Here is a 21252-nt window from a genome sequence, read left to right as displayed (position 1 = left end):
CTCCACTTGCATTTATTTTACTACAAATAATTACCACTTGCCATTAAATTTATATGTTTTTTAAAATTAGGACTATAGTCCCTAACTTAAACCCACCAATCTCAGAAAATTTTTTATCTATAAACCTTAAAAATTTTTATAAAAAAACCAAACCCATAAAATGAGTTTGGTAAATAAATTTATATTAAGTTATTTATTATATTTTTAGTTTCTATTACCTACAAAATAAAAATCGCTTCCCTGACCTAATTTAGAATTAACTCCATAAGGAAATTTGTGCATATTCAAAATTGTCTTAACAATATAAAGACCTAAACCTGTACCAACACTTGGTCTTGTGTGATTATTTGAAACCCTATAAAATCTATCCCAAATATCTTTTATATCTTTTTCACTTATTCCTATACCATGGTCAATACAGTGAAATTCTACTCCCTTATCAGATTCAATAATTTTTAAAATTATTTCCTTATCATCTTTAGAGTAATTTATGGCGTTATTTATAAAATTATAAATAACTTGTTCAATCTTTTTCTTATCTGCAACTATTTTTGTATTTCCATGAGTAAATATTTGGAAATTAATAGGAAATCCCTTAAAATATTTAAATCTTTCTGCAACTTTTTCCACAACTTCAGCTAAGTCAAAATCTTGCTTTTTTATATCTTCAAGCTCTGACTCAACTTTTGAAAGGTCTAATAAGTCATTAACAAGGTTTGTTAAATTGTCAGCTTCAGAAATAATTGTATTTAAATGTTCGTTTCTCATTTTTTCATTATTTCCTGAAATATCTCTTATCATTTCACCATATGATTTTATTACAGTCAATGGAGTTTTTAAATCATGGCTTACATTAGCTATTAAATCTTTTCTAACCTCTATAGTTTTTGTCAGCTCATCTTTTGCATAATTTAATGTTTTTGAAAGATTATCAATTTCTGTGTATTCACCTTTTTTGAAATAAACATTGTAATCTCCATCAGCAAGAGCCTTAGCTGTATTTGACATTCTTACCAAGGGTTGAGAAAGTCTTCTTGATAGGAAATAAGCTAAAAACATGCCGGAAAATAAGGATAAAATTGTTACCATAAGTAGTATCCTCTTTGTAACATCAACTGTTACATCCACAGGTTTTAGAACGGTATCAATAATTACATAATACTTTTTTCCACCATTTTCTCCCAAATATCCTGAATAAATAATTCTTGGTTCTGAGTCCTTTTCAAATCTCATAGTGGTAACTTTATACTTCAAATTTTCTCTTTCTAAAGAACCAAAAAATCTATCAAAAGTGTTCCTTGACATATAAGATTTTGAACTTTCTATCAATTGAAACCAAGTTACAGGATATATAATTGCACCATCTTCATCAAGTACAGATATTGTCAAACCTTTGGAATTTGTAAAATTTATTAAAGTGTCTTGAAAATTATCACTGTTATATTCATTTCTTAAAGTATTTCCAACTTTTGTAACTTCATGTATTTTTAGAGTTTCATATACATAAGAAAAAAGCACAGTTTGTAAAAGCCATAAAGTTATAAGAATAATTATTGAAAATAAGGAAAAATAAGTCCATAGTTTAAAGAGAATACTATTTTTATCAATTTTTATTTTTTTTATTTCTTTAATATTTTCATTCTCTTGTATCAAACTTATATCCTACTCCTCTTACTGTTACAATAAATTTTCTGTAATCCTTTATTGAGTTTCTAAGCATTTTGATATGAGTATCAACAGTTCTATCATCACCAAAAAAATCATAACCCCAAACTTTATTTAATAAAGTTTCTCTTGAAAGGGCTATATTTTCGTTTTTAACAAGAAAAACCAAAAGGTCATATTCCTTAGGTGTCAAATCTATTTTTTCACCGTCTACAAAAACAACCCTTCCACCTAAATCAATTTTTAGACCTTGAAAAATCAAATTATCGTTGTTGGTAGTTTTGTTATTTCTATTTACTATGACATTTAATCTTGCCATAAGTTCTTTTGGTGAAAAAGGCTTAGTTACATAATCATCAATTCCTATTTCAAAACCGAATAACTTATCATATTCTTCCCCTCTAGCAGATAACATAAGAACAGGAATATCTTTTATTTTCTTTATTTCTTTATAAGAGGAAAATCCATCAAGTCTTGGCATCATAATATCCATAACTATTACATCAAAATCATTTTCTTTGACTTTTTCAATAGCATCAATTCCGTCCACAGCCTCAACAACTTCATGTCCCTCAAATTCAGCATAGGTTTTTATCACTTCTCTAATTTTCTTTTCATCATCAACAACTAATATTCTAAACATATAATCACCTTTTTTAATTAAATAATAATATTGTGTTTATTATATGAAATAATAGTAAAAAGATAAAGGAAATCAAAAAGTATCTTCTAATAGATTGACTATCAATATCCTAAATCGTTGTAGATATTAAAGGAATAACTATTTGTAAAAGCTTCTTGTTCTAACTCATTATTTCTTAATTTTACCCTAAATTCATCATCATTTAATCTGTTTTCAGATTGAAATTCGTAATAAGTTAGAACTGGTCCCCTGCCCATGTAGAGCTTTCCATTCAAGGCATAAACTACATACATATCATTTGAATATCCAAGACCAACTTCTTGAAAATCTCCTTCTTTTAATCCCCAAGTGTTTGCTGGTACCTGCATAATATCAGCAACAACAGCCATATCCCTTTGGGAAGAATCTTCAAGTTCCCAGAAAGCTTTAGCATTTGGATCTACAAAAGATATAAATATATTTTCCATTTCTCCTCCAATAGAAGTCAATCTATCGTTAGCTTCCTTGGATAAAGTAGAATTTTCAAGTTCACTAACTGAACACTCAATTAGAAATTTATTCAAATCTATAAAATTGTCAAATGCCTTTAATTGTTCATCATCAAGTAAATTTCTATCAGTTAAATTTTCTTTAGTGAAGTTTAAAAGATAATCAAGTCTTTCGTAAAGCTTGATATTTGGCTCAACAAAATTACAGATTTCAACATCATAACCTCCACCCATTTCAGCAGAAACAACTTCTGAATAAAGAATGGTATCATGCTTTAAAGCTGCCCAAAGTCCCAAGGCTGAACTTAAATTTTTCTTATTCCAATTTTCATTTTGCATAAATTTTGGACTTTTATTGCCATATGTGTTAGAAAATTCCTTCATTAAGGAGAAATAACCCCTATACAAATTTTTATTATAAAAATTTTCCGGTAAGTTTTCTACTTCATCTCTTAAATTTTGGAAAATCTTAGGATATTTATCCCATTTTTTAATATCTTCATCCTCTTCTACAAGTTTTTGAGCTGTTTGATTTCCAATAAGAGCCATGATTTCAATACCCTTATAAATTGGTTTTTGTGAGGGTCCATTACCACCAACATCTACAAGTTTTTGTGCCCATTTGTTATCAATTGGTGCTTTTTGCGGAATTATAGCAAAATAATTCCCCTTAAATCCTGCTATCTCTAACTTATCCTTATCTAAATCTTCACCAATTTTTTCTAAAACTTTCTTATCATTTAATTTGTTAATATCACTGGTCTTATCAAAATATTTCTTATAATATATTGCCATTTTAACTGGAGATGCTTTTTCAGATTCTTCAACTAAAAAATCCAAGGTACCTACAACATCAAGATAAATTTTTGATAATTCTTCATCTTTTAAAATATTTTTAGTAGCAAGCAAAGAACCAATTATATTTCCATAATTTAGCTGATTTTCATCTTTAATATAGAATTTATTTTGTGAATATAACATATTAAGTTGAAAATATTTTTTTAAATTTTCACTCTTAGTGTAATGACCACGAACTTTAAATTGAGAATAATCAAAATCTTCTCCACTTATATTTGAAACTAAAGATTTTTCACTTCTAATATTTTTGTATTCATCAGATGCTAAATTAAAAATTTCTTCGTCTACCCTTAAATTATTATCTGACTTTATTAAATTATCACCTATTATTAATTCGCCCGTTTCAAAAAGTATAAGATTTTTTTTAGCTGCTTCTTTGACTGTATCATCTTTAGCTTCCGTATAATCTTTTATTGCATACTCAAGCATTTTTGAATTAAAGTTTTTCAACATTGGTAAAAACTTATCCTCTTCAATTTTTCTCAAAGTGTTGTCATAAAAAACATGATAAAGATGAACCATAGAATCAGTAGTTACAAAATTTGACATACTTAAATATTCGTTATATTCGTAAGTTTGAAAAGGCTCTTCACTGCCATAGGAATTATCAACATAAAATCCATCTTTTATAATATGTTCTTTAACCTTATCTGGAATTGCAATTTCATCATAATAGGCTTGCAAATTTGTAATGTTAGATAAATCTTCTTTTACATCAATATTCGTATAGTTTACCTTAACATCTCTATGAATCTCGTCCACATCCTTGATTGTATTTTTCAAGGGTGAATCTTCCATGTTTTCTTCTGCTATTTGACTTTCACCTGCAGCTGAATTTTTTTGCATTTGCTTATTATTTTTAGAACATCCGCTAAAAATCAAAACAATAAAAAGAAAACTAACTAATAACTTTTTCATATATTTTCCACCTTCCTTTATCCTTAACAAGGATATTCCCATTTTTAAACTTTATATCTTCATATTTTTCCAAATTATAAGTATAAATTCTTTTAAAAGAAAATTTATCATATATGTAAACTTCTACATTTTTACTATTTCTAGTCTTTAAGATAGCATAAATTTTTGAAATATTTTCTTTTTTTACCATGTAATCTAATAAGGGTTTACTGAGCCTTGATGAGCGATATTTAGGGACGAATTTATCTGTAAAATTATAAATAAATATCCTCTTTGCCATAACTCTGTGATGAGGAGATTTCTTGTAGACACCAAAAATAATCTCTTGGGTCTTTTCCTTATCCATTTGACAAATATCAACTTTAAAAATATTAAATTTATTTTTGCCCTTTAATTTTATCTTGAAGCCAGCCGCAGGAACTGATATTGTATTGGCATAATTAGAAAATCTTGGTCCAAGACATATAACTTCATCTTCCATATTATTATTTCTAATAAAACCCTTGTCCTTATATTTTGGAACTTCCTTTGCATTGAATAAAAAAATTATTAAAATTAAAAAAATAAAAAATAACCTTTTCATAACTTAATCATATCATTTTTAGATATTTCTTACAAACACAAATATTTTTTAATCTTTCTGATTTTTCACAAGAAAAAAGCTGCCTTAAGCAGCTTAAAAATTTATTTATTTAATTTTTCGTTTAAAAGTTTATTTACAATCTGAGGATTGGCTTTTCCATGTGATTCTTTCATGACTTGACCTACCAAAAATCCTAAAGCTCTATTCTTTCCATTCTTAAAATCTTCTATGGATTGAGGGTTTGAGGATAAGACCTTATCAACAATTTTTTCAATTTGACTTGAATCAGAAATTTGAACCAAACCTAAATCTTCAATAATTTCGTTGCACTTCTTACCAGTTTCAAACATCTCTCTTAAAACTTTTTTACCTGCATTATTATTAATTTTATTTGATTTTATAGCCTTCAACAGTTCAATAAATTCCTTGTCTTCAAAAGGCAATTCAAATTTTTCGTTATTTTCAATATCAATTCTTCTTAAAATTTCAGTCAAAGTCCAGTTTGAAAGCATATTATAATCATCAAATTCTTTGGCGATTTTTTCAAAAAATTCAGATAATTCTTTTGATGATGTTAAGATATTTGAATCATATTCATTGAGATTATATTCTTTTTTAAATCTTTCCTTTTTAGCATCAGGAAGTTCCGGCATACGGGATAAAATTTCTTTTATATCATCATCACTTATAACAACTGGTGGCAAATCTCCTTCGGGAGCAAACCTATAATCAGAAACTGTATATTTTACCCTCATCAATATTGTTTCATTTTTTGCATCATCCCAACGCCTTGTTGTTCTGATCTCGTCAATATTTTCTTCAAGAATTTTTTTATGTCTTTGAACTTCAAAATCTATTGCCTTTTCAACACCTCTAAAAGAGTTGATGTTTTTTACTTCTGTAACAGCAGTTTTTTTACCGCTTTCTTTATCCTTTATATTGACATTAACATCACATCTCAAGGAACCTTCTTCCATCTTGCAATCAGAAATTCCTAAAAATGTTAGAGTATTTTTTAATTTTTCTAGAAATGCTCTAGCTTCTTGTCCTGAAGACATATCTGGCTTTGTTACAATTTCAATAAGAGGAACTCCACACCTGTTATAGTCCATTAAAGTTTCTCCCTCTTCTGTGTGCAAACTCTTACCAGTATCTTCTTCCATTTGTATTCTAAAGATTCCTATTTTTTTCTTTTGATCCCCAACTTCAATTTCAAGGTATCCATTTTCACATATGGGTTTGTCATTTTGTGTAATTTGAAATCCCTTTGTTAGATCCGGATAAAAATAATTTTTTCTATCAAATTTAGATTTATTATTAATCTTACAATTCAAAGCATTTGCCGCCATTACAGCATAATTTAAAACATTTCTATTTAAAACAGGCATTGCTCCAGGAAGTGCTAAACATACGGGGCATACTCTTGTGTTGGGTTCCCCGCCGAAGGAATTTTCACAGCTACAAAATGCCTTAGTTTTAGTAGATAATTCAACGTGTATTTCTAAACCTACTATTGTTTCATAACTCATAATAAACTCCTTTCAAATCCAAAAGCTGCATTCAATAATTCTCTATCTTTAAATCTTTTTGCTGTAAATTCTATACCTACTGAAAGCCCCTTTTCATTTTTTGGCATAGGTATAGAAATTGAAGGAGAACCTACCATATTTGCAGGAATTGTAAATAAATCTCCTTGATAAATCTCAACAGGTGACATATTGTTGTCAATTTTAAAAGGATGGATGGGATATGTTGGACAGATCATAATATCATAATCTTTAAACATTTTTTCCATATCTCTTTTTATAAGTCCACGAACTCTTAGAGCCTTATAATAAAATTCGTCAGCTAAATCCAAAGATAAAATATGAGTTCCGATCATAATTCTCCTTTTAACTTCCTCTCCGAATCCCTCTGCTCTTGATTTCCTATACATTTCTTCAATATTTGAAAAATCATCAGTCCTATGACCATAGATTACTGAATCAAACCTTGCCATATTTGATGCGATTTCTCCATTAACTAAAATATGATATGTTTCTATCACATATTTTAAAGATTCAATAGGATATTCTTCAACTATTGCACCATTTTTAAGTAAAATATCAATGGCTTTGTCAAATTCAGCCTTTACATCTTTATCTAAATCCATATCCATGTATATAGATGGTATAGCAACCTTTAATCCCTTTAAATTATCAATTACATTTTCGTAAGAAAATTCTTCTTTAAGAGATGGATTTCCAACAGATGTCGCATCTTTTTCATCTCTTCCTTCTAACATTTGTAAAAGCATAGCTGTATCGCTGACATTTTTGCCAATAACACCAACTTGGTCAAAGGTATTTGCCATTGAAGAAACTCCATATCTTGAAATTGTACCATAAGTTGGTTTCATTCCGACTAATCCACAAAAAGATGAAGGTTCTCTAACACTTCCCCCTGTATCAGTACCAAGAGAAATAGCTGCCATTTTTCCAGCAACAGAAGCAGCAGATCCACCTGAAGAACCTCCTGATACTAAAGAAGTATCCAAAGGATTTTTTGTAACTCCAAAATAAGAAGTTTTTGTGCTGGCACCCATAGCAAACTCATCAAGATTTACCTTACCTAAAATAATTCCATTATTTTCCTTTATTTTTTTTACAACTTCTGCATCATAAGGGCTAACATAATTTTCAAGCATTTTTGAAGCACAAGTCATCCTTAAACCCTTAACTGCGATATTATCTTTAATTGAAATTGGAATCCCAGCCAAAGATGTCAATTCATCCCTATTTTTAAATTTTTCGTCTATTTCTTTTGCTTGTTTTAAGGCTTCTTCTTCGTTAAGGCTGATATAAGCATTGATTTTGGAATCTTTTTCTTTTATTTCTTTAAAATATTCTTTTGTTACTTCTACAACGCTAAAATCTCTATTTCTATAGCCGTTTGCTAAATCCTTAACTGTTAAATCAACAATTCTCATATAAAATCACTCCACAAACTTTAACAACTTAAAATAGCCGTATTTTTCTGAGGCTGTATTTGCAGTTGCCTCTTCCTTTGACATTGACTTCTTAATTTCATCATTTCTCAAATTATTTTCTGTGCCATTAACTTGAAAAACTTCATCCAAACCTTCGGTATCAATATTCTTAATTTTTTCTACCAATTCCATGTTTTCTTTAAAATTTTTTTCAAAGCCTTTTAATTCTTCTTCAGTAAAAGCAATTTGTGCAATATCAGCAATATGCTTTATTTCATCTCTAGTCATGTCCACCTCCAAGAATTTTATTCAATTCTTCTTCATTTAAAATTTCTACAGATAATTCCCTAGCTTTATCATATTTAGAACCAGGATTTTCACCTACAATTAAAAAGTCCGTATTTTTTGAAACGCTTGAGCTAACCTTGGCTCCGTTGTTAATAAGTTCTTCTTCTAATTCTTTTCTCTTACGAGATAGGCTTCCTGTTATAACAACAGTTTTACCTTCAAATTTTAAATCTTTATTTAAATTTTCTTCATAAACTACGTCAATTCCATAGGAAAATAGTTTTTGTAGACCGTCTTTTATATGGTCATCTTCAAAGAAATTAATAATTTCTTTTGCAGTTATAGGACCTATATCTCCAACTTCTATCAAATCATCAAAACTTGCCTTGGAAAATGCCATGAAATTTTTATAATGCTTAGCCAAATCCCTTGCAGTTTTAATTCCCACATTAGCTATACCTATGGCATAAATAAAGTTTGAAAGAAAAGGATTTTTTGAATTTTCTATAGCTTCTAACAAATTCTTAGTCTTCTTTTCTTTAAAACCCTCAAGCTTTATTATATCATCATATTTTAAATTATAAATATCTGGAATTTCTTTTAAGCCTAATTCGTCCATAAATTTCTCTATAGTTTTTTCACTAAAACCGTTAATGTTCATAGCATCTCTTGATGCAAAATGAACAAGTCTTGATACCAACTGTGGTCTACAAGATAAAGTATTTGGACAAAAGATGTGAACACCATCTTGAAATAAATGAGCACCACAAGCTGGACAAACTTCTGGCCTTTTAATAGCAAAAGTTTTTTCATCACTTGGTAAAACCCCTAAAATTTCAGGAATAACATCATTTGACCTTCTTATTAAAATATTAGAATTAAGCCTTAATTTTTTTCTGTTTATATCATCAAAATTATTTAATGTTGCTCTTTTTATTGTAACTCCATCAATCTCTACAGGTTCTATTATAGCAGATGGTGTTACTTTTGATGACCTTCCCACATTCCAAACAACTTCAAGCAACTTGGACTCTGCAATTTCAGCCTCAAACTTATAAGCTATAGACCATCTGGGAAATTTTTGTGTGAAAGATAAAATCTCCCTTGTCTTAAAATCATTAATTTTTATAGTAACTCCATCAATTTGTATGGGTAAATCCTTCCTGATGTCAGCTATATAATTTATCTTTTCTTGAACATCTTTGAAAGATTTTACCTTGTAATTGTATTTAGAAACTAAAAATCCCTGACTCTTTAAAAATGCTTTCATTTCTACATCGTCTTTAAAATTTTTACCTTCTATATAATTTACATTATAAAAATATGCAGTTAAATTTCTAGCCTTGGTTTCTTTGGGATCTAAATTTCTCAAAGCACCAGCCGCAGCATTTCTTGCATTTTTTAACTTTTCACTGGCTTTTTTATTATATTCTTCCAGAGATTTTAAAGGCATAAGACCTTCTCCTTGAATTTCCACAAGTCCTTTATAATCTATGGAAAGAGGTATTGAATTTATAGTTTTTACTTGGCTAGTTATAACCTCTCCTATCAAACCATTACCTCTGGTGGTTGCCATTTTTAAATATCCGTCTTCATAGGTTAAATTAATTGTTAAACCATCAAATTTAAGCTCCAAAATAAGCTCCATTTCACTAAGCTTATCTTCATGACTTTCATTATAATTTTCTATGAAATTTTTATTTTTTTCAATCCAGTCCCTAAGTTCATCAAAACTTTGTGCCTTATTCATAGAGTATAGGGGATTTAAGTGCTTATGTTTTTGAAAGCTTTTTAATATTTGTCCACCAACCCTTGTTGTGGGAGAATCTGCTAAAACTATATTCTCCTCTTTTTCCAAGTTCACAAGTTCATCATAAATTCTGTCATAAACTTTATCATCAATAAGAGATTTATCTAAGGTGTAATAATAATATCCATATCTATTAAGTTCTTTAACGAGTTTTTGCATTTTTTCAGATGCTTGCATCAATCTATCACCTCTATAGGAGCTACTGATAAAAGTAATTTTTTTAATCCCTTATTTTCAAATGAAACTACAACTTCTATATCTCCATTTTTTTCTTTTTTCTGAACTATCATACCTTGACCGAAAATTTTATGTTTGACTTTATCACCTACATTTACACTCTTTATGCTTTTCTTAGGTGTTTGAACTTTTTTATATGTTGTAATTCTTTCATCTATTTTCCCACTGTAGTCTATAACATCAATGAGCCTTTGATTTTTTTCTTCAACGATTTCTATGGTGTCTTGCATTTCATTTATGAATCTGGATTTTATTTTAGGAGTCATCTTCCCATAAAGATATCTAGTTTTTGAAGATGATATAAACAATAAATCTTCAGCTCTTGTAATAGCAACATAGCAAAGTCTTCTCTCTTCTTCTATGTCTTCATCCTCATCTTGTCTAATAATAGGGAAAAGTCCTTCTTCCATGCCAACCAAAAAAACTATTTTAAATTCCAAACCCTTAGCAGCGTGAACTGTCATAAGATTAACTCCCTTGGCATCGCTTGTTTTATCAACATCAGTTAAAAGGCTCATGTTTGAAAGATAATCACTTAGGCTTGTTTCCTTATCATAGGACATAATATTTGAAATAAGTTCATCAATATTAGAAATTTTAGTCCTTGCTTCAAGGGTGTTTTGATTTTTTAAATCCTCTACATACTGACTTTCATCTACAACAAGCTCAGCAAGCTCGCCAACATTTAGTGAATCTTTTCTTTCTATCAATAGATTTATCAGATTTGCAAAAGATTTTATATTTTTCTTTGCCCTTACGTTTAAATCTTCATAATTTTCAATATTTTTTATGACTTCAAACATAGACAAGTTATTGTTAATAGCATAATCTCTTATTTTTTCAATAGAAGAGTCGCCTATACCTCTTTTTGGTTTATTAATAATTCTTAAAAGAGCAATTTCATCAAGGGGATTATTAATAACTTTAAGATATGCCATAATATCCTTGACTTCTGCTCTATCATAAAACCTTAATCCACCAACAATTTTATAATTGATTCCTTCCCTTGACAAGGATTCTTCAAAACCTCTTGACTGGGCATTTGTCCTATATAAAATTGCCATATCTTCAAAAGAATATCCCTTATAATTTAGACCAAGAATTTTATTTGTAACTGCAAATTCTTCCTCATTTGAAACAGAAAATTCTTTATAATAAACTTTTTCTCCACCTTGTCTTTTTGTCCAAAGACTTTTACTTAGCTCCTGTGGATTATTTTTTATTACAGAATTTGCAACATCTAAAATATTTTGTGTTGACCTGTAGTTTTGTTCCAACTTAATAATTTTTGCTCCAGGAAAATCTTTTTGAAAATTTAATATATTAGAAATATCTGCCCCTCTCCACTTGTAAATAGATTGGTCATTGTCACCAACTACTGTTAGATTAGGAGCCTTCCCACAAAAAAGCTTAATTAATTTATATTGAATTGAATTTGTATCTTGATACTCATCTACAAAAATATATTTAAATTTGTTTTGATAAAATTCTCTAACATCTGGAAATTCTCTGAGAAGTTCTACTGTTTTTATAAGCAAGTCATCAAAATCCAAGGCATTATTTTCTTTGAGCTTATTTTGATAAAACTCATAAATCTTTCCTGCATTAAAATTAAATATATCTTCTTTATTCCCATCTAAGACTTCAGAAGGAGTCAATTCTTCATTTTTCCAAGAAGAAATTTTTGATAAAATTGTCCTTGAATTATATATTTCCTTATTTATGTTTAATTCTTTGTAGCTTTCTTTTATAATAGTATTTTGATCGGCTCTGTCATAAATATTATAATTTGAACCATAACCGAGATTTTCTATATTTTTTCTTAATATTCTTACACATATAGCATGAAAAGTTCCAATCCACATTGGAGAAACATCTTCATCAATAAGCATTGCTACTCTTTCTCGCATCTCTCTTGCTGCCTTATTTGTAAAGGTGATGGCTAAAATTCTCCATGAAGGAACCTCATTTTCAATTAAATAAGCAATCTTACTTGTAACAACTTTTGTTTTTCCGCTGCCAGCTCCAGCAAGAATCAATAGAGGCCCTTCATTGTATAATAAAGCTTCTTTTTGCTTGTCATTTAAACTGTCAATATCCATTACTTTTCACCTCTATTAATTATATCCCTTATGACATAAGACGTTAATATAAAACCACACACTGGTGGAACAAATGATATAGAACCTGGAGTCCTATTTTGAGTTTTTTGAGGAATTTCCTCAGAGTAAACAACAGGCACTTTTTTAATATTTCTATCTTTAAGTTCTCTTCTCATAATTCTTGCAATAGGATCAATTTTGGTTTCTTCTATGTATGAAACTTTAAACTTGGTTGGATCATACTTATTGCCTGTACCCATTGCTGATATTACCTTTATATTTTCTTTTCTAGCTTTTTCTATTATCAAAATTTTTGATGCGATAGTATCTATTGCATCAATAATATAGGAATAGTCAGAAAAATTTATTTTATCTTCATTTTCTTTATTAAAATCAAAGGGATATTTTACAATCTCAATATCCCTAATTGATTTTATCCTATCATAAGTTACATCAACTTTATTTTTACCAAGGCTTTCTTTTGTAGCATAAAGTTGTCTATTTAGATTAGACTCCTCATATATATCCTTATCACATATGCCAATCTTACCGATTCCAGCCCTCACAAGACTTTCGCAAGCAGCACATCCTACCCCGCCTAAGCCAAAAACCAAAACTGATGAATTATTAATTTTCTCTAATTCTTCATCAGATAAAATTAACCTACTTCTGTCAAAAAATCCCATTTTGACACCTTAATTCTTTAAACTTATATCTATTAAATTTTGTCCTTCTATCCTACACGTTCCCTCAAGTATGTCACCAATTTGATGAGTAATCTCACTGTCAACAACTATAGATTTTGGAAGGATAAAATCATTACTATCTATTTCTATAATGTCAAGGGTTAAATACTTAACTGTTCCGCCATCAACAATTTTTGTAACTTTACCCTTAAATTTAACTCTTTCCTTTATAACTTCTTTAAATTTATCTTCCTCTTGTTTTAAACTTTCATCAGAAAATACATTATTATTAATGTTATTGTCAGAATTTACATTTTGATTTTCAATATTATTATCTCTTTCTTTTGCTTTTTCATTATTTTCTAAGGGTTTAATATTATTTTTCTTTAAATACTCTCTAGACTTATAAGTTATTACTGCCATTTCAGACCTTCTTATAAATTTTGAACCGTTAAAATAACCATCAGACCCATCCTTAGAAAAAATTCCTGTTTCAATCAAAGCTGGCAAAACTTCTTTAACATTTGAGGGAATCTTATCCTTGTCTTTATATGTTAAATTATTTTTCTTCTTAACAGAGCTTACAGATAGGCTTCTGGCAAAAAGCAAGGCAACTGTATTTCTTGATGGATATTTTTCCCCATTAAGTAAACCTTTCTTATATGCAGATTTTAAAGATAGTTCTGTTATAACTCCCTTATCTAGGCAGTAACTAACACAATCCCTAGCCCAGTCAACAATCTTATATTCATTTAAAATATTCTTATATTTTTCCCTATAATTTCTAATATCTTCATTGCTAGGATTATTTATACTTTTTAAGATTTGTAAGGTTTCCAAAAAAGAAACAGCCTTATTGGGTTTAAATGTCCCATCAGGAAAGCCACTAAAAATATTTTCTTCGCTTAATTTATATATATACTCATATGCCCAAGATACTTTTCCAACCTTACTAACATCTTTAAAATCTTTTGCAAAAGAATTTAAAGGACTTAACATTAAAATAGCAGCTAAGGCTACAGATTTTTTTATTTTCATACTATCACTCCAAAAAGTATTATAACATATGGTCAAATTATAAAAAATACTAAGCTTTGTATATAATTTTTTAGCTTTAGTTTTATATAATTTATTTTATCTATAGTTTTAATATAGAAAATATACAATAAAAAACATGACCTGAAAATCCAAGTCATGTTTAGCTATTATTAAAAAATTTAGTCAAAATATATCGACTTTATCTATAGTAAGTTGAATAATCATAGTTTCCATAACCATAACCATAGCCGTTGTTATATCTTGAGAAATCATACTTATTTCTATAGGTATCATCTACTCTTGCTTCACCACTATAATGTGTATTGAATGAAGTATATTCTATAATTGGTTGTCCATTAGAATTTATATAGCCAGATATATCTAAAATATCATTTCTTGATAAACTTCTATCAATTATACCTCTAATGTCATAGGTTTGACCTAATATTACATTTCTATTATCTGAATTAATTACCCTAACTTTTACATCATATTGACTATAGTTAAAAGGATTTGCTGAAGAATTAAAGGAAATTACTTGTGCCCTTGCACTAAATTGATTATTTTTGTCAGTTCTAATAATTTTTGTTACCCTTCCAGAGGAATCAAGAACTAAACTTACACTTAAACCTCTGTAATCATAATCCCTCATTTGAGGATTAGTTGCACTGCCACTATTATTTTCAAATTTAAAATTATCAGCTAAATCATAAGATTTTTCATTACCGCTGGAATCTTTAATTTTTAAATAACCTCTGTTAAAATAAGTTCCTGAATCAAAATAACTTATTGTCCCTGAGATATTTCCTACATTTGATGATAAATCAATGGCAACTTTATAATTGACATTTATAGTAACACTATCATCTTTTCTTATATCCAACAAGCTATTTGAACTTGAACTTGTTAAATAGAAGGTATAATCTTTATTATCATTTAACTTTAATTTTATATATCCATCTGTTTTACTTGATTTTATTTCAGTAACCTTACCTCTGACATCAGCATTTTTAGGAAATACATTAATTTCTGTAATCTTATTATTAGAATCAGTCTTAAATTCTACTAAATCATCAACAGCAATCTTATCAAAATCAATCTTATTTCCATAGGCAGTAATTTTAACATCACTTGCTAAGTCAAAAATCTTTGTGTCGGCAGTAGAAATTTTGCCAGTAGTTCTAAAATCAATACTTGAAGAATTATCTCTATATCTAATAGTTAATTGTTTATTTCCCTTAGAATTTACATAACCAACCATGTTTGATGAACTTGAAGTTATATCAATAACCTTAGCAAGACCTAATTTATCATTATCATTAGTTTTTTCATATTCAACTTTTACAGTTTGACCACTTTGTAGATCTTCAAACTTTGCAGCTTTTCCTTGAATTTTATAAGATGTCGCTTGATTTAATTCAAAAGAATATTTTGATGAATCTTTTTCGATAATCAAGACATTTACATTGTTAAGTTTAGAAGCAAGAATTACTTTACCAGTCATTGATTCAGTTTTTACAGTAAGAGGATTTCTCTTTACAAATTCAAAACCCTTTTGTGTAATAATAGCAGCTTCTGCTCTTTTTATAGCCCTATTTCCATCAAAATATCCATCAGATCCAGTTGAAGAAAATATTCCTTCCTTTACTAAAGAAGCCAAATACCCTCTCACATTATCAGATATTTTATTCTTATCTTTGTGTTTCAAATAAGATTCATCGCCCTTAGAAGAAAGTTTTAATCCTCTTGCGAAAAATGCCGCAATATCAGCCCTGTTTGGATATTTATTAGAATTATCAAAAAATCCCTTGCTAGCAGCATCTTTAAATTCTGCTTCTGAAATAATATCTTTATAAAGAGAAAGTGTTAGAGCCTTCTTAGCCCATGATACTTTGCTATTTTCATCTACAAACTTACCAAATTTCTTATCAGCTTCCTTAATTTCATCTTCACTAGGATTTACAACTTGAATAAGAAGTTGTAAAACTTCAGGAAGTGATACCGGTGTTTCTGGTTTAAAAGTTCCATCAGGATAACCAGAAATAACATCATTATTACTCAATACATCTATGGCATCATATGCCCAGGAATAACTACCAACCTTTTTAACATCACTAAAAGATTTAGCATAAACGCTAGTGCTTAATAAAGTAACGGCACTTAATCCCACAGCTAATGCCTTCTTTAATTTAATATTTGTCATAATTACCTCCTTTAATGACTTATAACAATTATAACACGTCAATATAATTATTTGTATTACATTTTTATAACAAGCGTATTATAATATTAAATAAATAAAGATGTTAATTTATATAATTTTTGATATAATTTAAAAAAGGAGTGATTCTATGCGTTATTTACCCGTTAGCTTAGATACAAGAGATAAAAATATTCTTGTACTAGGTGGAGGATATATGGCTTATTCAGCTATAAAAACCCTAGCAAAAACAGAAGCTACAATATATGTTATAGCCGATATAATTAATGATGACATTAAAAAACTTGCAGATAATTATGAAGAAGGTCGTTTCAAACTCAAGGAAGAAGAATTAACAGAAAATTTTGTATTTATGGGTTATGACTATGTAATCATAGCAACAGAAAATTTCCAAATCAATCAAGCGATGGAAAAACGTGCCATAGATAGAAAGATGATTTATCAAAGATGTGATATACTTTCCTCTTCAACCATTGTCCTTTCCAAAGTTTTGGAACATGGTTCAATTAGTGTAGGAGTTTCTAATTCAAAACTAAATCCAGTCGTTACAGATAAAGTTTATAGTGAAATTGAAAAATTATTAGATACTTATTCTTTAGACAAGCTAAATATTCTAAATTCAATTAGAAGTGAACTCATAAGAAAAAACACAAAAGATATTGATGACATAATCGAAGGGCTTTACAAGGAAGACGATAAAACTTTAGATACTTTATATAAGAATATTAAAGATTTCAAAATAGATGATAAAAAATCAATAGATGAAATTTTAAATGCTATAAAGACAAATACCGATATAAAACTAACTAAAGAAGATATCAATAAAGAAGAAGCCATAGAAGAAAATATAAAAGAATTTAAAGAATTAAGCGAAGATAAAGAAAATAATTAGAGGTGATTTTATGCTTGGAAGCACAAGTAATATAGAAGGAAAAGTTTTCTCAGAAGAAAAATTTGAAGTTTTTAAAAAAATACTAAGTGCCGGTGAAAAAATTGATAAACATAACCACCCCGATTATTCAGTTATATTTACAGTAGTAGAAGGAAAAATGAAAGTAATTCTTGGTGATGATGAAGAGCACATCTTAGAACCAGGAAAAATTTTAAAATTTGATGGTGAAAATTATATCCAAGCTTTAGCTTTAGAAAACAGCCAAATATTTGTAACACTTATAAAAAAATAAAGACTCAATTATAGGCTCCTAATTCGGGATTTACTTCCTTAATATTTAATCGGCATGAAGATTTGATCTTGATGCCGATTTTTAAAATAATACTATAAAAGGCTATGAGCATTTAAACTCATAGCCTTTCCTCTTACCTCTCAAAGACTCTCTAAATCAGTTTTCTATAGTAACTAATTCAATTAGCCTCTATTGTTTTTTTTATCTTTTATCATTTTTAGTATGTAATCCTTTACTACTCTTTTATTAAAAATAAATAAGCAAATCAGAAGAACACCAACAGAAACAAAGCCACTTTGATGTGCCTTCCATCTATTATAATAATAAATAAGCCCTAATAAAAATGATACATCAACAATAATTGTTATTATTGCCCAGACAATTATCATTTGCCTTTCTTCTTTTTTATTCATTAAATCACCAACCTTTTAAATTTTAACATAAAAAAACCACAGTTACAAATTGTAACTGCGGTCTTGTTTTTTAAAGATTTCTTAATTTCTTAAGTATTATTTTTTGTTCAACACTAGCTACAAGTCTTCTTGTATATTCAACTGTATCAGGATTTACAGATATTGATGTTATTCCGCATTCTACTAAAAATTCACAAAGTTCAGGATATTGGCTAGGTCCTTGTCCACATATTGAGCAAGTTATTCCTTCTGCATTTGCAGCTTCAATTAAAATTTTAAGGGCTCTTTTTACTGCTTCGTTTCTTTCATCAAAATAACCCATATTATTTAAAACTCCACTATCTCTATCTGCTCCCATGGTTAATTGAGTTAAGTCATTTGAACCGATTGAGAATCCGTCAACTAATCTTGCAAATTCTCTTGCTTGCATTACTACTGATGGAACTTCTGCCATAATCCAAATCTTGAAGTTTTTAGATTGTTTTAAGCCTTCATCAGCCATAATATCTTTTACAACTACAAGTTCTTCAGGTGTTCTAACAAAAGGTAGCATTGCGATTACATTTGTTAGTCCATATTCTTCACGAACTTTTTTCATAGCTCTACATTCTAGTCTGAAACCTTCTTCATAATCAGGAGAAATATATCTTGATACTCCTCTCCAACCGATCATAGGATTTTGTTCAATTGGTTCTACTTCGTCTCCACCTTTTAGACCTCTAAATTCATTAGTTCTGAAGTCACTCATTCTAACGACTACATTTTTTGGATAAAGGGCTTGAGCTACTTTTGCAATTCCTTCTGCAAGTTTTTCTATCATAAAGTCCCCTTGTCCTGTCTTTGCAAGATACATTGGGTGAGCTCCTATTGCATTTGTAAAAATAAATTCAGTTCTCATAAGACCTATACCATCTAGTGGTAAATCTTTATATCTATCAATTAAACTCGGTTCTCCAAGATTCATATAAATTTTTGTTGCAGTAACAGGAGCAAATATGTTTCTTAATTCGTCAATGTTACCAATGCTTGCACCATTCTTACCGGCATTTTCTTCTTTCTTTGATTCTTTAAGAACATTTCCTTGATATACAATTCCTCTAGTAGCATCTACAGTAACTGTATCTCCATTTTTCAAAACTTTTGTTGCTTCTTTTGAGCCTACTATACATGGAATTTGAAGTTCTCTCGAAACTATTGCTGCGTGACAAGTTCTTCCACCTTCATCAGTTACAACACCAGCTGCTTTTCTCATTGCTGGAACCATATCAGGATTTGTCATACCTGTAACTAATATATCTCCATCTTCTACAAGGTTAATTTCTGAAACGTCTTTAATTAGTTTAACTTTTCCACGTCCGATTCCTGGGCTTGCTGCAAGTCCTTTAACTAAAGTTACTAATTTTTCTTCTTCCATTTCTTCATTTTCCTCTCTATTTTCATTATTTTCTTTTAAAGTTGTTATAGGTCTTGATTGTAAGAAATAAAATTCTTTTGTATCTTTATCAAATCCCCATTCTGTATCTTGAACTGAACCGTAATGAGCTTCTACTTTCTTGCCCATTTCTACAAGTTTTTCTAATTCTTTTTCGTTTAAACATTCTTTATTTACAGCATCTTTTCCTAAATAGTCTGAAACTTTAACAACTTCAGTTCCTACTCCATGAGATTTTTTAACTACCATAGATTCTTTTGCTGCAATATTTTTTTCTAAAATTTTTCCGGATTTTTTGTCTATAACATATTCATCAGGAGTAACAGTTCCTGAAACTACAGCTTCACCTAAACCGTAGCTTGCATTAATCATCATTTGATTTGTATCACTTGTAACTGGGTTTGCTGTGAACATAACACCTGATTTTTCTGAATTAACCATTTTTTGAACAACAACACTTAATGCAACATTGAAATGGTTATAATTTTGTTTTTCCCTATAATAGATTGCTCTTGAAGTCCATAAAGATGCAAAGCAATCTCTGATATGTTTCAATAACTCTTCCTCACCTGAAATGTGAAGGTAAGTATCTTGTTGACCTGCAAAAGATGCATCTGGTAAATCTTCTGCTGTTGCTGAAGATCTAACTGCAACTTCAGGATCCTTAACATTTAATTTTTTTGAGAATTCTTCATATGCAGAAATAATTTCTTTTTTAATTCTGGATAAAATTCTCCTTCTTTTATTTTCTTTTGTATTTCTTTTGATACATAAGTTAATTTATCAGTATCTTCAACGTCAAGAGATTCCATCAAAAGTCTTACAACTTCGTCAAGACCTGCATAATCAATAAATTTTAAGTAAGCTTGGGCTGTAACACAAAATCCTGGTGGAACTGGTAATTTTGATTTAGTAAGTTCTCCTAAATTTGCTCCCTTTCCTCCAACAATTCCTACATTTTCCTTAGAAATTTCGTCAAACCATTTAATATAATTATACTTAGACATTTAAATCCTCCTTTTATTACTATTAATATTATAGCACAAAGATTAATTATGTTATACTATTTTTTAAAAAATTTTTAAAAAAATAAGCCCTAATAAATAGGGCAAAATTATTTCTTTAAATTTTTTATGAGTTCTGCTATGGATAAAGTTGAAATATCTTCCTTAGGAATATTTAATAAATCTGCAAATTCATAAATTTCTTTTTCGCTAGGACCTTCTATTTCTGCATAAGGGTATGGATAAGTTTCTTTATCCCAAGTGTCTAAATCAATTTTAAAATCTTTATACTTATATTTTCTCCTATATTTTTCCCGTAGTAGAATTTATCATAACCTAATAATTTAAAGATATTTTTAAGTTCCTCAACATCATCAAAAGTTATGGTATGCTCAATATTATCTCTTACGTTTATATCTGAAAGATTTTCTTTAAAGGTTAGGTAATTTATTTTTTTTCCATCTTTTTGGCTAACTCTAATCCTCAAATATCCTACTTTTTTATAAATCTTATGACCTGTAGAATTTATTCTAATATTTTCTTGGTGTTCTTCTCCTAAATATTGTGCGCCAAGCTCAATCAATTTATTTTCTAATTCTTTTAAATCTAAATTTAAAATTTTTAATTCTATTTCTCTTTCCATGACCTAATCCTTTCTAGCTTAAAATCTAAAAAATCACTTGCTATGAATTTATAAGAAACATTGTCTAATTC

The 21252-nt window shown here is 28.8% G+C and carries 16 protein-coding genes and 1 pseudogene; 2 read left to right on the top strand and 15 right to left on the bottom strand.

Translation table 11 applies throughout. The features are described from left to right. Positions 1 to 204 precede the first annotated feature (204 nt). From HMPREF9131_RS00515 to HMPREF9131_RS00460, 12 genes are all read right to left on the bottom strand, one after another. Complete coding sequence (locus HMPREF9131_RS00515) at positions 205 to 1653, bottom strand: cell wall metabolism sensor histidine kinase WalK (RefSeq protein ID WP_009344758.1); 1449 nt, start codon at positions 1651 to 1653, stop codon at positions 205 to 207. Next, positions 1637 to 2308: a response regulator transcription factor gene (locus HMPREF9131_RS00510; protein WP_004825583.1), complete on the bottom strand. Its 672-nt coding sequence runs from the start codon at positions 2306 to 2308 to the stop codon at positions 1637 to 1639. The genes HMPREF9131_RS00515 and HMPREF9131_RS00510 overlap by 17 nt, the downstream gene beginning before the upstream one ends. 101 nt (positions 2309 to 2409) lie before the next feature. After that, positions 2410 to 4572, bottom strand: a complete 2163-nt coding sequence (locus tag HMPREF9131_RS00505; RefSeq protein ID WP_009344774.1) for a DUF3160 domain-containing protein — start codon at positions 4570 to 4572, stop codon at positions 2410 to 2412. Continuing rightward, positions 4553 to 5155, bottom strand: coding sequence for a hypothetical protein (locus tag HMPREF9131_RS00500; RefSeq protein ID WP_036743991.1), 603 nt, complete (start codon positions 5153 to 5155; stop codon positions 4553 to 4555). Before HMPREF9131_RS00500 ends, HMPREF9131_RS00505 begins: the two co-directional genes overlap by 20 nt. 101 nt (positions 5156 to 5256) lie before the next feature. After that, positions 5257 to 6684, bottom strand: a complete 1428-nt coding sequence (gene gatB / locus HMPREF9131_RS00495; RefSeq protein ID WP_009344776.1) for an Asp-tRNA(Asn)/Glu-tRNA(Gln) amidotransferase subunit GatB — start codon at positions 6682 to 6684, stop codon at positions 5257 to 5259. Beyond that, positions 6681 to 8123: an Asp-tRNA(Asn)/Glu-tRNA(Gln) amidotransferase subunit GatA gene (gene gatA, locus HMPREF9131_RS00490; protein WP_009344767.1), complete on the bottom strand. Its 1443-nt coding sequence runs from the start codon at positions 8121 to 8123 to the stop codon at positions 6681 to 6683. The genes gatB and gatA overlap by 4 nt, the downstream gene beginning before the upstream one ends. 6 nt (positions 8124 to 8129) lie before the next feature. Then, complete coding sequence (gene gatC, locus HMPREF9131_RS00485; protein WP_004825351.1) at positions 8130 to 8411, bottom strand: Asp-tRNA(Asn)/Glu-tRNA(Gln) amidotransferase subunit GatC; 282 nt, start codon at positions 8409 to 8411, stop codon at positions 8130 to 8132. Continuing rightward, complete coding sequence (ligA, locus tag HMPREF9131_RS00480; protein WP_009344781.1) at positions 8404 to 10398, bottom strand: NAD-dependent DNA ligase LigA; 1995 nt, start codon at positions 10396 to 10398, stop codon at positions 8404 to 8406. Before ligA ends, gatC begins: the two co-directional genes overlap by 8 nt. Continuing rightward, the gene (locus HMPREF9131_RS00475) at positions 10398 to 12560 is read right to left on the bottom strand and encodes an ATP-dependent helicase (RefSeq protein ID WP_009344755.1); all 2163 of its coding nucleotides are present in this window, start codon (positions 12558 to 12560) and stop codon (positions 10398 to 10400) included. The genes ligA and HMPREF9131_RS00475 overlap by 1 nt, the downstream gene beginning before the upstream one ends. Next, complete coding sequence (locus HMPREF9131_RS00470; RefSeq protein WP_009344763.1) at positions 12560 to 13246, bottom strand: ThiF family adenylyltransferase; 687 nt, start codon at positions 13244 to 13246, stop codon at positions 12560 to 12562. The genes HMPREF9131_RS00475 and HMPREF9131_RS00470 overlap by 1 nt, the downstream gene beginning before the upstream one ends. Before the next feature lie 9 nt (positions 13247 to 13255). Further along, the gene (locus tag HMPREF9131_RS00465; RefSeq protein ID WP_009344764.1) at positions 13256 to 14284 is read right to left on the bottom strand and encodes an S-layer homology domain-containing protein; all 1029 of its coding nucleotides are present in this window, start codon (positions 14282 to 14284) and stop codon (positions 13256 to 13258) included. A 199-nt stretch (positions 14285 to 14483) separates the two neighbouring features. Further along, positions 14484 to 16487: an S-layer homology domain-containing protein gene (locus HMPREF9131_RS00460; protein ID WP_009344771.1), complete on the bottom strand. Its 2004-nt coding sequence runs from the start codon at positions 16485 to 16487 to the stop codon at positions 14484 to 14486. 148 nt (positions 16488 to 16635) lie between these two features. On the opposite strand from HMPREF9131_RS00460, the gene HMPREF9131_RS00455 reads away from it, so the two are divergent. Both HMPREF9131_RS00455 and HMPREF9131_RS00450 read left to right on the top strand, forming a co-directional pair. Continuing rightward, positions 16636 to 17397: a bifunctional precorrin-2 dehydrogenase/sirohydrochlorin ferrochelatase gene (locus HMPREF9131_RS00455; protein WP_009344773.1), complete on the top strand. Its 762-nt coding sequence runs from the start codon at positions 16636 to 16638 to the stop codon at positions 17395 to 17397. Positions 17398 to 17407: 10 nt separating this feature from the next. After that, positions 17408 to 17689 (top strand): cupin domain-containing protein, encoded by a 282-nt coding sequence (locus HMPREF9131_RS00450; protein ID WP_009344756.1) that lies wholly within the window; start codon positions 17408 to 17410, stop codon positions 17687 to 17689. Positions 17690 to 17871: 182 nt separating this feature from the next. Here the strand turns inward: HMPREF9131_RS00450 and HMPREF9131_RS00445 are convergent, their stop codons facing one another. From HMPREF9131_RS00445 to HMPREF9131_RS00435, 3 genes and pseudogenes are all read right to left on the bottom strand, one after another. Then, a complete protein-coding gene (locus HMPREF9131_RS00445) occupies positions 17872 to 18102 on the bottom strand; it encodes a hypothetical protein (protein ID WP_009344757.1) in 231 nt (76 codons plus the stop codon). 70 nt (positions 18103 to 18172) lie between these two features. Continuing rightward, a pseudogene (gene ppsA, locus HMPREF9131_RS00440) lies at positions 18173 to 20541 on the bottom strand (phosphoenolpyruvate synthase). Positions 20542 to 20803: 262 nt separating this feature from the next. Then, entirely contained in the window at positions 20804 to 21181 is a 378-nt protein-coding gene (locus HMPREF9131_RS00435; protein WP_009344779.1) for a CYTH domain-containing protein, read from the bottom strand. Positions 21182 to 21252 lie beyond the last annotated feature (71 nt).

Source organism: Peptoniphilus sp. oral taxon 836 str. F0141 (assembly GCF_000179335.1).
In the GTDB taxonomy this organism is placed as follows: domain Bacteria; phylum Bacillota; class Clostridia; order Tissierellales; family Peptoniphilaceae; genus Peptoniphilus_A; species Peptoniphilus_A lacrimalis.
The sequence above is the reverse complement of the archived record's forward strand: the minus strand, read 5'-3'. Positions and strand labels throughout refer to the sequence as shown.

Bases quoted from the DNA above. Each gene is read 5' to 3' on its own strand.
- HMPREF9131_RS00435 (WP_009344779.1), bottom strand. From the start codon at position 21,181: ATGGAAAGAGAAATAGAATTAAAAATTTTAAATTTAGATTTAAAAGAA.
- ligA (WP_009344781.1), bottom strand. From the start codon at position 10,398: ATGCAAGCATCTGAAAAAATGCAAAAACTCGTTAAAGAACTTAATAGA.
- gatC (WP_004825351.1), bottom strand. From the start codon at position 8,411: ATGACTAGAGATGAAATAAAGCATATTGCTGATATTGCACAAATTGCT.
- HMPREF9131_RS00460 (WP_009344771.1), bottom strand. From the start codon at position 16,487: ATGACAAATATTAAATTAAAGAAGGCATTAGCTGTGGGATTAAGTGCC.
- HMPREF9131_RS00475 (WP_009344755.1), bottom strand. From the start codon at position 12,560: ATGGATATTGACAGTTTAAATGACAAGCAAAAAGAAGCTTTATTATAC.
- HMPREF9131_RS00505 (WP_009344774.1), bottom strand. From the start codon at position 4,572: ATGAAAAAGTTATTAGTTAGTTTTCTTTTTATTGTTTTGATTTTTAGC.
- HMPREF9131_RS00450 (WP_009344756.1), top strand. From the start codon at position 17,408: ATGCTTGGAAGCACAAGTAATATAGAAGGAAAAGTTTTCTCAGAAGAA.
- gatA (WP_009344767.1), bottom strand. From the start codon at position 8,123: ATGAGAATTGTTGATTTAACAGTTAAGGATTTAGCAAACGGCTATAGA.
- HMPREF9131_RS00510 (WP_004825583.1), bottom strand. From the start codon at position 2,308: ATGTTTAGAATATTAGTTGTTGATGATGAAAAGAAAATTAGAGAAGTG.
- HMPREF9131_RS00465 (WP_009344764.1), bottom strand. From the start codon at position 14,284: ATGAAAATAAAAAAATCTGTAGCCTTAGCTGCTATTTTAATGTTAAGT.
- HMPREF9131_RS00500 (WP_036743991.1), bottom strand. From the start codon at position 5,155: ATGAAAAGGTTATTTTTTATTTTTTTAATTTTAATAATTTTTTTATTC.
- gatB (WP_009344776.1), bottom strand. From the start codon at position 6,684: ATGAGTTATGAAACAATAGTAGGTTTAGAAATACACGTTGAATTATCT.
- HMPREF9131_RS00455 (WP_009344773.1), top strand. From the start codon at position 16,636: ATGCGTTATTTACCCGTTAGCTTAGATACAAGAGATAAAAATATTCTT.
- HMPREF9131_RS00445 (WP_009344757.1), bottom strand. From the start codon at position 18,102: ATGAATAAAAAAGAAGAAAGGCAAATGATAATTGTCTGGGCAATAATA.
- HMPREF9131_RS00470 (WP_009344763.1), bottom strand. From the start codon at position 13,246: ATGGGATTTTTTGACAGAAGTAGGTTAATTTTATCTGATGAAGAATTA.